This is a genomic window from Lysinibacillus fusiformis, assembly GCF_002845985.1.
Lineage (GTDB): Bacteria > Bacillota > Bacilli > Bacillales_A > Planococcaceae > Lysinibacillus > Lysinibacillus fusiformis_D.
Genome location: NZ_PDFK01000003.1, coordinates 656815 through 670415 on the forward strand (window position 1 = coordinate 656815; position 13601 = coordinate 670415).

At 36.3% G+C, this 13601-nt stretch carries 10 protein-coding genes and 1 pseudogene; all 11 read right to left on the reverse strand.

Annotated features, from left to right (window positions below; all coding sequences use genetic code 11):
- Positions 1-298 precede the first annotated feature (298 nt).
- Positions 299-1279, reverse strand: a pseudogene (locus tag CRI88_RS13830) (phosphatidylinositol-specific phospholipase C domain-containing protein); the annotation flags it as partial.
- A 296-nt stretch (positions 1280-1575) separates the two neighbouring features.
- Positions 1576-2700, reverse strand: a complete 1125-nt coding sequence (locus CRI88_RS13835; protein ID WP_036126924.1) for a ClyA family alpha-helical pore-forming toxin — start codon at positions 2698-2700, stop codon at positions 1576-1578.
- 39 nt (positions 2701-2739) lie between these two features.
- A complete protein-coding gene (hblD, locus tag CRI88_RS13840; RefSeq protein ID WP_058844566.1) occupies positions 2740-3969 on the reverse strand; it encodes a hemolysin BL lytic component L1 in 1230 nt (409 codons plus the stop codon).
- A gap of 46 nt (positions 3970-4015) precedes the next feature.
- Positions 4016-5329 (reverse strand): hemolysin BL lytic component L2, encoded by a 1314-nt coding sequence (hblC, locus tag CRI88_RS13845; protein ID WP_058844565.1) that lies wholly within the window; start codon positions 5327-5329, stop codon positions 4016-4018.
- A gap of 710 nt (positions 5330-6039) precedes the next feature.
- On the reverse strand, positions 6040-7305 hold the full coding sequence (locus CRI88_RS13850; RefSeq protein ID WP_058844564.1) for an MFS transporter: 1266 nt from the start codon (positions 7303-7305) through the stop codon (positions 6040-6042).
- Positions 7306-7519: 214 nt separating this feature from the next.
- Positions 7520-8707, reverse strand: a complete 1188-nt coding sequence (locus tag CRI88_RS13855) for an MFS transporter (protein ID WP_036126945.1) — start codon at positions 8705-8707, stop codon at positions 7520-7522.
- 220 nt (positions 8708-8927) lie between these two features.
- Positions 8928-9797 (reverse strand): metal ABC transporter permease, encoded by an 870-nt coding sequence (locus CRI88_RS13860; RefSeq protein WP_036126947.1) that lies wholly within the window; start codon positions 9795-9797, stop codon positions 8928-8930.
- Positions 9794-10666 (reverse strand): metal ABC transporter permease, encoded by an 873-nt coding sequence (locus CRI88_RS13865; RefSeq protein WP_036126949.1) that lies wholly within the window; start codon positions 10664-10666, stop codon positions 9794-9796. The genes CRI88_RS13860 and CRI88_RS13865 overlap by 4 nt, the downstream gene beginning before the upstream one ends.
- Positions 10667-10677: 11 nt before the next feature.
- On the reverse strand, positions 10678-11406 hold the full coding sequence (locus tag CRI88_RS13870; protein WP_036126951.1) for a metal ABC transporter ATP-binding protein: 729 nt from the start codon (positions 11404-11406) through the stop codon (positions 10678-10680).
- Between the two features lie 9 nt (positions 11407-11415).
- Positions 11416-12330 carry a metal ABC transporter solute-binding protein, Zn/Mn family gene (locus CRI88_RS13875; protein ID WP_036126954.1) on the reverse strand — a complete coding sequence of 305 codons (915 nt, stop codon included), beginning with the start codon at positions 12328-12330 and terminating at the stop codon, positions 11416-11418.
- Positions 12331-12850: 520 nt separating this feature from the next.
- A complete protein-coding gene (locus CRI88_RS13880; protein ID WP_089932598.1) occupies positions 12851-13459 on the reverse strand; it encodes a TetR/AcrR family transcriptional regulator in 609 nt (202 codons plus the stop codon).
- Between the last annotated feature and the right edge of the window lie 142 nt (positions 13460-13601).

Consider the following 13601-nt stretch of genomic DNA (forward strand, 5'->3'; position numbering starts at 1 on the left):
TATAAATACTGTTCGTATGATAATCTTAACGAATTAGTTTCCACGTATAGGCTGACATTTTGTCATTGAAGTTATAAGACGTTAAATTGAATAATTGTGCTGAACCAGTTGTGTTTGCTATCGTTACACTATTCCCTGTAAAATTACTATGCTCATAGATAGTTATTTCTGTATAAGGTTTTAATAAAATGGATGACACTTGATCATTCCATTGAGAATGTGGAAGATAAGTCAAATCTATTCCCTCTCCATCTATATGCTCAAATAAGTGTGGCTCATCAGTTGGTAGATTGCGAAAATTAGAACGTATTATCTCTTCATGTAATTTCGGATTCCATCTATCACCTATATAGTCCATAATGATCCATCCAGCTTTTGTTTCAAGATTCTTTAGATGCTCTAATCTCACTTTAGCCGCAGTAATGCTATTCAAGTAGGAAGCATAGTAATACGGACTACTCCAAGCCGTACCACCAGAAGACAAACTCGTGAAATTGATATGAATGTGATTTGGGTTATCTTTATTTAATGCTGTCTCTTTTAGCATACTATCAATTGCTGCTTTCTTTTCCTCATAGTTCACATTATATTTATCTTGTACCGTTATTTTCACATTACCATTTGTCATAGAAGTAAATGTTGCGTTATCTTTCCACGCAAAATTTTTATATCCACCAGTCATCGTACTACCAGAATATCTTCTTAAGAGTACGATTTTTCCACGAGAATCCCCTAAAGTTATATTCCCTTCTGTCTTCAAGAAAATAGAATCTCCAAAATACTTATTTTCAAAGGTTCTAGCAAATGACTCTTTTGCTCCTGGCATGGATTCATACTCTTCTTTTAGAGACATTATAATGGTTTCACTTGGATGACTTTTTAAAAATTCTTTGGCTTCATTAATAAATTGCTGGAGTGTTACATAAAGATAAACAGGTCCATGATGTAGAACAATTGTATTATCATCCGTTACACGTCCTCTGATGTCAAAAAATCTGACACCTTGATCCATTTGAGAGCGAAAGTCATTTTCTTGCGTTTTTGCCCATACGGATTTTATAGGATCCTCCAGTCTGAATGTACCACTATCATGGGTTCCTGGAATAGAAATTTCTGCTAATGCGCGAGAGTTAGGTATTTCTCTCATCCACTCTGATAAATTTAGATTATTTTGTTCGGAAGCTGCCAGAGAAGTTAAGTGGACACCACCTAAAGAAAAAAGCATTGTAAAGAAAAAACATATACTTGCGATTACTTTCTTACTTTTTAATATCACCATAAATACAATCTCCTTCTCTTTCACTCACTAAAAACTACCATTTATCCAATTTTAGTTGAGGTGAGTATGTCAGATCTAACAAAAGCATTCTATTATACTCCAATATCCAATGTTTTCAAAAAATGGATAAACAAGCTATAAAGAGTAGCTTCAAAAAACGTTTTTCCCAATCTACTTCTTTTAAAATATAAGTCTTATTAGATGAAATTAACAGGTGCATTGCATCGTTTTTTATATCATAAAAAACGATGCAATAGAAATTCATACCAATTATCAATAGCAAAAAGTAAAGTAATCTACTTTGAAGATTCTAGATTTAATTCTTTTATTCCCTCTTTTAATGTGACTGCATCTATTTTTAATGTTTTCCAGCTGTCTTTAGCTGCATTCAAGTTAGGAAGTAAAAATTTAAATTTATTTTGTTCGGCCTTGTCAGCTGCATTCTCAATATGTCTGAGTACTCCTGTATATTGAGAATCTAAGTCATTCCATTGTGCAGACATAAAAGTAAGAGCATTAATCGCATCATCAAGTGCATTATACATCTCACTAATACTATTATGCGCAACTCCAACTACGCGATTTAATGTTAATTTATAATCAACTGTCTGTTGTAATTGTTTTAATAACGGTTCTAATTGACTTAAATTCTCTTTTGCAATCCCCAACATAATACCGCCGGCAATTAGTGTAGGAATAGTAGGCACCGCTATTGTTATTATTCCATCAGATTCTAATTTTTTATAATAGTTTACTGATTCTAAAACTTCATTTAAGCGTTTTTGATCATCCTCAACTGCTGCCCCTTGGTTTTTTAAAATTGACTGTAAGAGCTCTTTGTTACTTCCAAATGCTCTGACATCTTTTCCAATATTGTCTCTTAATTCCGTTAACGCTTCTATTAATTGTTGTGCACATTTTTGATTTTCTTGAATTTCTTCTCGTAAATCTGTAATTCCTTCTATTAATGTTTCTCCATCATTTGCATTTATTGCATATACAATGACGTCATAATAATTTTCAAATTTGGTATCGTATTCGATAATCCCCGTCAATGTATCAATCAGCTGTTTTTTTACTTTCGTATCCCATGTAAGGGCGTGTGCTCTTGCATCCTTTTGGTCTTGTACAATTTTACCCGGTAAATCCTCGTATCCATTAATATTTATTCCTTCAAAGTTCACATCTGGATTTTTGATCAACATATACGAATAAGCATTCATAGATTTTGCAAAAAGCCCAGCCTTTTGCAAGGTTTCTCTCATTTTGGCTTCATTTGCTGAAAGAGACGTATCATCATAGTTCGTTTGCTCCATTTTGCTTGTAGTTGCATAAGCGGTTACTGGTGATACTATAGAAGTGGATGTCAGGGTTAAAGCGGCTGATACAGCAAGTAGATTGTAAAGAAACTTATTATTCATTTTATATTCCTCCCTATATACTTTTTAAGTTTTTGTGCATTAGTCTTGTGTGAAAGCAATGTCTTTTGCAATAAATTCCGCATCTTTATGAATATCATTCCAACTTTGTTTAGCTGCTTTTAAATCATCAGGTATTAAAGAGAGCTTATGATCTTGCATTTGATCGATATTATCATATAAGTCTTTATAATTTGCCCCCATTGTATTCCATTGCTTTTGGATGTTTGTTAGAGACATGATTGCTTGATCCACTGTTTGATACAAATATGTTAACGTGTCTTTTGTGTTATTAAGTGCAATAACTGCTTGGTTAGCAAGATCAGCTTTTGTGCTTAATTCCCCTATTTTATGGGAAATTTCGTTATAGGCATTCATATGATTAGATGCCATAATACCGGATGCTGTCCCTAAACCAATACCAGCTGCACCGAGTGCTGTAAGGCCACCAACAACAACCGGCGTTGCTGTTCCACCAGTCACAACAATTACTACCCCTCCTGCAATTGTTCCAATAACTAAAATAGCTGCTCCCAATCCTCCTCCAATTGACCATGCCAATACATTGTTAAAATGGTCTTTCTGAGTGGAAGATAGCTGCTGAATTTCAGCATGAAGTTGTGGAATCAATGCTTCTTTTCCAGCTAATATGGCCGTTAATCCACTCTTCCCATCTGGACCACCGACATTATTTTTAAAATCAATTGAATTTGTATAGAGTTTCGTTTTGAAATTTTCTAATATGTTAATTACTTCTGTCACTTCTTTTGAATTTGTATGAATTGAACTGATTAGATCACCTATGCCTTCTTTTAGCCCCTCCCTATCTTTTTTTTGGACAATGTCTATTAATGTGTCGTAATAATTATTAAATTGTTCATCGTAATTCACGATATTACGTGCTGTCTTTTGAATTTTTGGCTTCGCTGTATCTAACCAATAATTTGCATTGATTCGAGACAGATCCTGATTAAGGTGAATATTTTTGATTAATTCTCCCCCTTCTGACCCTAGATCAATATTGGAGAGATTTACATTCGGTTGCTTAATCATTGTTTTTGCGTACAAATCCATTACAAGAATATGAGATCCCGTTTCCGCTAACGCCTTCTTCAGTCCCTCAGGTCCTAATTCATAATTATCCTGTTTTTGAACGACCTCTTTTTGAGCGCTCCATTCTTGTGCAAACGCATGAATAGATGTACTATTATTAGCAGTTAAAAGCGTTGTCAATGCAGCCAAGGTTAACACCTTATACGAAAATTTCTTCATATTTTTTCCTCCCTACTTTTCGATAGGTTTTTACAAATTTTAAGCATCAAAATTTATTAACCTGTTCCTCAAGTTGATTGATTATATTTTTTAATCTTCTTAATGTATCTTGTTGAGACAGTTGATTTGCCGCATCAGTTGATAATTTTGTTATATTATTTTTTATTAGGTTCAAATCTGCTTTATAGCGTTTCAATAGGTCAATTTCTACATCTACTTGACTAGCAAATGTATGCAAATCATGCTGCATAAGAAGAAGCATGGATTGTTGTAAATCTGCTATTGTTAGTTTCTTTGTTAAATCATATAGTTTTTGATTTTGGATCTCTAAATCATCTAAATATGCTCTTTGTTCAGCCATTAGTTTGTTAACTTCAGCGAAGGTATTATATGTTTTTTTGATTTTTTCTGGGTCAATTGTTTTCATAAGGTCATACTCTTTTGATTTTGTAGCAGCGGCTGCAGCAATTTCAGCTTGTTTATCTTTCTCAATTTTTTCACGAGCCTCTTTTTTAGCTGCTTCAATCTCTAGAATAGATTTCCCCTGTTCTTTTGCTTCTTGCTCTGCTTTTTTCTCTGCTTCTAGAATAGCGTTGTTAATTTCCTTACCTTTGTTATAGGCTGCCACCGCTATTTGAGCTGCTGGTTCAATGATATCTTTCGAAAGACTATAAATCTCTTGGAAAATATTGAGTCCCTGTTCATTTAAAGCTCCTGGTATCAATGCGATTTGCTGTAAATCATTGTGAATTGATTTTTTTGTATTTAGTAATTCAGCCTTTAGCTTGTCTATTTTCCCTGTTCCCTCTGCGCTTAGTACCTCCTGCGCTTTTATCACATCAGTATCGAGATTTTTTAGTTTTTTATCAAGCTGTAATTTAAGATCTGTTAGCTCATTCATTTGATATTGAACACTTTCTTCGTTTGTCAGAACCATTTCTTGAAGAACTTCCAATCTATCCAAAAAGCCTTCCTTATTTTCCTTAGTGTCTACAAATTCTTTTAATGTAGGATAATAGGCCTGAAATTTTGTTACAAAGCCTTTACTTTTTGAATTGAGTAAAATTAACTTTGGATAAAGCTCCACTGCCCACTCTTTCATATCTTGTTTTATTAGAAATTGCTCTGTATTTAAAGCTGGTACTTCCTCTAACTGTACATTAGGGTTCATTAAAGCTTTGTCTATATACATTTGAATCAACTTTGATTGTGCACCTAATTTTCTTAATGATGAGGACAGAGCTACGTTCTCCTCTTGCATTTCTACTTGCACTATAGGCGTTGCAAAAGAATGGATAGGACTCACTCCAGTAGCAACAATCGATGTTATTATCAACCCTGTAATTATTTTCTTTTTCATTGTTTGTACCTCCCTACATAGATTGCCACAATATTTTTATTACAATTTGTTCTACATTTGTACACCTCTAATCTACTATTGATATTAGGAAAGTTCTTAATAAGAATAGACATCCCTAATAACATAAATTTTAGAGAAAGACACATATTTTGGCAAAAAACAACATAATTAGGCTATTTAATGATGAAAATAGATTTTTATGTCGTTTATTTTTTTGAAAAACCACTAAAACAAACTAAATAAGTCTATATTTGTTACATTTTTCTAATAATGAGTGGATTTAGGGATCAATATTGACATATTTTTTACTAAAAAACTATATTTTGTATGAATAGATAAACTTAGAAATTCTAATTTTCCCGCTTATTTTATAGAGTTCACGCTATTCACATTTCAACTTCTTCCATTTTCACACTGGATAAAAACTTTTGTCCCCATAGCCCATAGAAAAACACCTTCACGTTGATTTGATAAGTTTATCAACGAAAGGTGTTTTTATTTGTCTTGTTAGATTTTTACTTTGAAAAATGAGAGGTACAGCTTTCGTCTGCTTTTTCACCATTAACAGCCATTTTTTCTTATTAAAATACTATTTATCGAGAAAGAAAATAACTATAGGAAAAGGTTCACTTTTCTTTGAAGCAACTCTTTAAACTTTGAAACTATCCCCAAACAAGATTGTTTCGTAACCAATGTAGTATATACTATGCTCAAGCTCTTTTAGACCAAATCACTACGGGAATGAGCAGTAAAGACAATAGCCCTCCTGCTAAGGACAATGCCGCATAACTAGCATTCGCTACGACCATTCCTGATAGAGCACCACCAGATGCCCCCGCTAGTGCAACTAAAACATCCATTTTCCCTTGTGTTTTTGCACGTGTAGACGGCTCGGTTGCATCAACAATTTGTGCGGTACCACTAATTAAACCGAAGTTCCAGCCTAACCCCAGTAAAGAAAGTGCTACTATTAATAAAACCATCGAATCGCTTGGAGCGAATGCCGCTAATAAACCCGCTAGTAGCAAGGTAACACCGGCGGCGATACTCATGGCTGTTCGTCCAACTTTATCAACAAGAATACCTGTTACAAGCGATGGCAGATACATAGCCCCTACATGAAATCCAATAACAATGCCTACTTCCGATATTCCATGTCCATGATGTTTCATATGTACTGGTGTCATCGTCATGATTGCGACCATGACAATCTGTGTCAGAACCATCACCGTTGCCCCTACTGCTAACCCTCTTTTATTGCCAGCTGTATGCAAGGATGGTGCTTTATTATCTTTGTTCATTTTTTGCTGATGTGCCTCAATGGCCTTAGCTATTTCTAAAGGATCAGGACGCAACATAATAAATAACACAAGCCCTGCGACAATAAAGGCAACCGCAGATAATAGAAAAGGACCTGCAAGAGCTGGAACACCAATGGATAGCGCCACTCTCCCCATCATTTCTACTAAGTTTGGACCTAAAACAGCACCGAACGTTGTCATCAGCATAGTCGTACTAATCGCCGTGGCACGTTGTTTATCATTGGCTAAATCCGTCCCAGCATAGCGAGCCTGTAAATTCGCCGCAGTGCCAGCACCATAGATTAATAGAGAAGCGAACAAAACGATCACACTATTCATTATAGCGGCCAAAACGACACCTACGGCCCCTATTCCACCGACTATAAAACCTGTTGCTAAGCCTGTGCGACGACCATATCGCTGCGACAGTTTCCCTACAATGAAAGCTGCTCCTGCAGAGCCTAACGTAAATAATGCAGACGGTACACCTGCATAAGCATCTGTTCCTAGCATTTGTTGGGCTAACAGAGCACCTACTGTAATACCTGCTGCAAGCCCAGCCCCACCAAAAATTTGAGATAGACTGACAACGATCAACACACGCCTATATAAGTTTTTTAGTTTCTCTGGGGACGCTATATAGGATTCTATTGAACCTTGATCTTTTACAACCATTTTTCAACCTTCCTTCTCTAAATATAATGTATTATCTATGTAAATATCCCTTTTAAAGTGCCATCATCTTCAAGGTATTCTATGCATACCAATCAAGATTAATTGAATCTATAAAATAAAGAAGGAACCGTCCTCATTTCATAGACAGTTCCTTTCATCTGCCACCACCCTTATATCGCTAGAGGTATTGGTGTAGAGCATGGGTTACATTGAATTAATACGCATGCATAACCACTTTCTTCTTTTTAGAATAGAGTAAGAAAGTAGTTGTTAAACCTAAGCTAATAATCCCGAAAATAAGCCCCATGCCACTTAAACCGATTAAATCTAGCATCATCCCTGTAGATAAGAGCACGACTTGGAAGACGACCGAATCAATCATATTACGGAATGAGAAAAAACGTCCGTGGAACTGTTTCGGTACTTGTTTCTGGAAAATAACCATCGTTGTCGGAAAAAAACAGCCGACTGAAAAGCCAAAGACCCCAAATGCCACTAAAGCAAAAAAAGGAATTTCCGCCAGTAATAATAATAGCTCCATTGAGCCGATAATAAAGGCTAATGAAAAGAGCAGTGTGCCCATGTGTACACGTTCAGCAATTATTTTTAAGCCTGCAGCACCTAGCATAAAGCCAATGCCTTCGACTGTATATAACAATCCTGAGATGGTTGTTGATTGATGGATTTCAGAAATTTTCATAATGACTAAATTGAAAGAGCCTAAAAATAATGTGGGAATTAACATTAAGACGAGTGTCATCAGGACGACCGGATGCTCCTTCACCATAGGCCATACTTCTTTAAAGTTTCCTTTATCTTTGTGTGTCAGTGTTGCATTTGTCGTTTCATCTAATTGCAGTAAGCTTGTAATAACAAACATGATCACATAGACAATAAATGAAATAATATATAGCCATTTTAAGTCAAAGAAGCTTAACATAAACCCTGCTGCGGCTGTGCCAACAATTCTTGAAATGGTTCTGGCATTCATTTGCCAAGCATTAAGCGTAATTAAATCTTGTTCCTTCGCAATCATTGGAATAATCGATTGCAAGGCAGGCATATAAAATGCGGCTGCTATTTGCAACGTAATTAAAAAAAGAATCATCCAAATAACCGAATTGGTATAAAGTGCGATAAACATAAATAAAACACTAATGATTCGTCCGATACTTGCCATTTGGACAACCGTTTTTTTCTTCGATTGGTCAATGATGCGCCCTGCCATTGGACCGACGACCAAGCCTGCTAAAATACCACAGGAAATAATTAATGATTTGTGAAAGTCTGAAGGTACTACCTCTTGCATAAAGGCTAGATTTCCAATAATGCCAGCCCATAGGCCAAGTCCGACGACAAATTCACCTAATAAAATAATCCATACGTTTCGATTTCTCCACATGCTGTTCTCCTTGTTGTTTCTTCAATAAAATTTATCGTAACAAACTATTAAATATTCGTACATAAAAATATAGAAAAATTTGTTAGAATCTAAGCCTTCTCTTTCTAGCATTTCTTAATGAGTATACTATTTTTCCTAACTGAAATACTCATCCAAAAGGTTGAACTTCCATCTAAAAGAAAAAACACCGTTTGATGAGCGCATCAAACAGTGTTTTTCGTTAAGACATTTCTAGCTTATGAACAAGTGCTTTTTTTCTGCGTTCGATTATTTTTTGGCTGATGAACGTCACAATAAATATTAACCCTACCGTTGTCGCCATCATACCAGCTATAGAAGTATCCCAAAACTTCGCTAAATAATAGCCGATAACAGAAGCAGCAGCACCAAAGAGCATACTATAGACAAACATTTGCTTAATCGTCTTACTAATTAAATAGGAAGTGGCGGCTGGCCCAATCAACATGGCCACTACTAAAATGGCCCCTACACTATCAAATGCCGCAACAGTCGTGAACGAAATGGATGTCATAAAGCCATAATGAAGAAATACAACGGGAATCCCAATAGTAGCCGCATACACAGGATCAAAAGTGGCAAGCTTCATTTCTTTAAAGAATAACAGCAAGAAGGCAATATTAATTACTAGGACGAGTAACAACATCCACACGGCCTTAGGCATCGCTAGCCCAAGCAGTGACCATTTATCCCAAGGTACAAAAGCAATTTCCCCCATTAGAACATGTTCAACGTCTAAATGGACATTGCCGGCATATAAGGTGATCAGAAGGACACCTGCCGCAAACAAGGAGGTAAAGACCACCCCTATTGCGGCATCTTCTTGAATGCCAGAAGAATGCAATAGTTGCACAAGGTAGGCTGTTAAAATTCCTGCAAACGCAGCACCTACAAGCATCCAAAAGCCATTTAATGTCTGGGTAACAAGATAGGCCATCACAATACCAAAGAGCACCGTATGACTGATGGCATCTGCGATCATGGACATTCTACGCAAGATGAGGAAGACACCTGCAATCCCACATGTCACACCAACTAATAATCCTGTGAATACAACCCAAAATTCGATCATCCTACATCACCCTGCTTTCGAAATTGCATTTTTCTACGATATTTACTAATTTGACCTGCAGGACTAATAAAATACGATATAAAGAATATTCCTGCTGCTACTAAGACGATAATCGGACCAGTCGATAACCCTGTTCGAATCGCACTAATAAAAGTTCCTGTTATGCCCGCAATTCCTCCAATCGCGGCACTCAAAATAAGCATCGTGCTTAATTTTTGTGTCCATAGCTTGGCACTTGCAGCAGGAATAATTAATAAAGCAGACATTAATATGACGCCGACAGCTTGTATACCTGTGACAATTGTCATCACAATTAAAACTGTTAAGGTTGCCTTTAAAGCCTCAATCGGTAAGCCAATCCCTTTTGCATATACAGGATCAAAGATGAGTAGCTTCCATTCCTTATAGAGTAAGAGGCTAACCATTATAATAATGGTTGCACTAATAAACAGCCACATTAAATCCGCTTTGGTCATCGTCGCTGCCTTGCCAAAAATAAAATTATTCAGACCGCTTTGATTACCAAGTGGACTACGGTTGACAACTGTTAAAAATACTACACCAACACCAAAAAATACAGTGAGGACTAAACCAATGGCAGCGTCAGCCTTCATTTTTGAAAACGATACAATCCATTGTATACAATACACAGATAATGCAGATGTGATGCCCGCTCCTAGCATTAAAACCGGCAATTCCTTTTGACCTGTTAGCAGGAATGCGAGCGCAATACCTGGTAATGCTGCATGTGCCGCAGCGTCACCAACTAAGCTTTGTTTTTGCAAGAAGGAGAAGGTGCCTGTTATACCAGCTGCAATGCCCAATAGCATTGTTCCACTAAGTACCCACAATAAATTACCACTTAACATTGTGTCCCTCCTTACGCATGCTGCATCATGAATAGTTTACCACCATACGTTTTTTGTAATTGTTCTGGTGTAAAAACATCTTCTGTTGCACCTGATGCTAAAATCGTTTTGTTTAATAGAATCGTATAATCAAAGTATTCTTTGACGGTTTGAAGATCATGATGGACGACAAAAATACTTTTTCCCTGTGCCTTTAAATCTTTTAAAATATCAATAATGGTTTTTTCAGTCGCAGCATCTACACCTGCAAATGGTTCATCTAAAAAATAAATATCTGCATTTTGAGCAAGTGCTCTAGCTAGGAATACACGCTGCTGCTGACCTCCTGACAATTGTCCGATGGAGCGCTCTGCAAAGTCCAGCATCCCAACGCTTGCTAACGCTTGTCGCGCAACAATTTTATCTTGCTTGGATGGTCTTTTAAATAAACCCGTATGGCCATAACGTCCCATGAGCACTACATCCAGCGCATTTGTAGGAAAATCCCAATCCACAGCATTACGCTGAGGGACATAGCCAACAACTAAACTTTTCGGCTCAAACACCTTCCCTAAAATTTCAACCTTTCCTACTTTATTAGGAAGTTGATTTAAAATGGCCTTTAAAAAGGTTGATTTCCCTGCACCATTCGGACCAATAATGGCCGCTAGATGACCTTTAGGTACCGTCACACAGGCATTCTCTAATACTGTTTTTTTATCATATGCTACTGATAGATTTTCTACTGTTAATGCATCCATACCATTCACCTACTTTAATGCATCGACGATTGTGTCGATGTTATGTTGATACATACCAATATATGTACCTTCCGTTGTTCCTTCAGCACCCATGGCATCTGAGAATAATTCCCCACCGATGACAATGTCGTGACCTTTTTCTTTAGCCCCTTCAATAACAGCCTTCATCGCTTTATCGGATACACTCGATTCTATAAAGAGAGCTTTAATCTTATTTTCTACTAAAAAATCAACCATTTCCTGAACATCCTTAACACCATACTCTGAATCTGTACTAAGCCCTTGTAAACCACGTACTTCAAACCCTTGGCTTCTACCAAAATAATTGAACGCATCATGAGCAGTTACTAAGATTCGTTGCTGTTGTGGTATTTCGTTCACACGGTTTTGAGCATAGCTTTGTAAATCATCCAGCTTCTTTAGATAAGATGCTTCATTCGTTTGAAAATCATCTTTAAATTCAGGGTATTCTTCCTGAAGTTGTGTACTGATTGCTTTGACAACGCCTTTCCATAGCTCAATATCAAACCATATATGCGGATCATGTAGCATCGAATCATCGTCACTTGCAAGGAGCTGCTTTTCATCTAATGTCTCGCCCACTGCTAAAACCGTTTTGTCCTTCGCCATTTGTTCAAAAATATCGAGCATTTGGCCTTCTAAATGTAAGCCATTGTAAAAAATGACTTCTGCTTTATCCAATTTCGATAAATCACTTTGTGTCGCCTTGTATAAATGGGGATCTACCCCTGGGCCCATCAATGCTGATACTTGTAAATGATCGCCACTAATTTCTTTGATTGCATCGGCTATTTGTCCAGTTGTTGCGACAACAATGCCTTCTTTCTTTCCCTCTGTTTCAGTTGAACAACCGAATAATAGAAGGGAGAGTGATAGTACCATTACACCTAACCATTGTTTCATTTTTTTACCTCATCTTTCTCTTTTTTAGTGATTGCTTGAAAAATAGCTAATATGTACGAAGTAGTGAGTTAGCGGACAAGCCATACCTTTCCTGTCATGCCCGCCTTTTAGCAACTGCTGTCGTTCACATCACCGATTTTTCTCATACAATCGCTTAATTTATATTCATTTTCCTAATAAGCTGGCGCCAGCTCATCCAGAAAAGTATTAACACTATGCCTGCCCCTACAGAATCTGTGAGTTTCCATAGTATTGCCAGAAGGATTAAAATGACCATTGGAAAAATTGTCAGTTTGATATCACCTAAATCTTTCATACACGCACTCTTCTTTCTCTGCAGATATTTTGTTTCCCTTAGGAAAAATATATGCTTAAAACAAAAATAATTCAACCTTTTTATGAAAATTTCTTTTGAAAAAATTTTTTCATTAAGAAAATATAATTTCGCCCAAACAAAAAAATCTCTAATTATTTCATTAGAGATTTTTTATAAAAATGCAAAATATATTATACAAACCTTTCACTCTTCTTTTTCCAGTGGCTTCCCTATAAATTCAAATGCATAAATATGAGTTTTAGTTAGTTCGATAATATCCTTAATTAAAGCGTCTTCCGATTTTTCATAACCACTTGCAATCCATTGCATCATCAATCCATAAAAACCGTATGAAGTATAATGCTTGAACATGTCCATATTGACTGGCTGCTGATTGATCGTTTCAAATTTAAATTGCTCTTGATATATTTTTGTAATGGTTAGGGGCATACGTGTATGCAATCCAGGAATTGTATCTTCAACATTCAGCAGCTCGAAAAATAGTCGATGCTTGTAAATATAATGAATAATATTAAAGGACGGTGCTTTCAATTTCGTCGTATACACCTTTTCCCCATATAAATAAGGTTCACCTACTGCGACTTCCAGACCATTCAACATCTGTTCGAGCAAATTTTCCGCTAACTCAAATTTATCTTGAAAATGCACATAAAAAGTACTACGGTTATAGCCAGCTCGTTCCACAATATCCTTCACTGTCAAGGCTTGAAACCCATGCTTTTTAATTAATTCGACAAACGCCTCATAAAAATGACGACGGGTTCTTTCCTGTCTTTGTGTCCATTTTGGCAATTTTACTTCCTCCCTTTTAGACATTTCGGGCAAATATGTCTACTAGTTAGACACTTGCTACGACATTAATGATTGTTTCCAATTTCAAGCGTTTTACAATAAAAGTACACCGTCATTTACGCAGTGTGCAAGAAAAAATTAT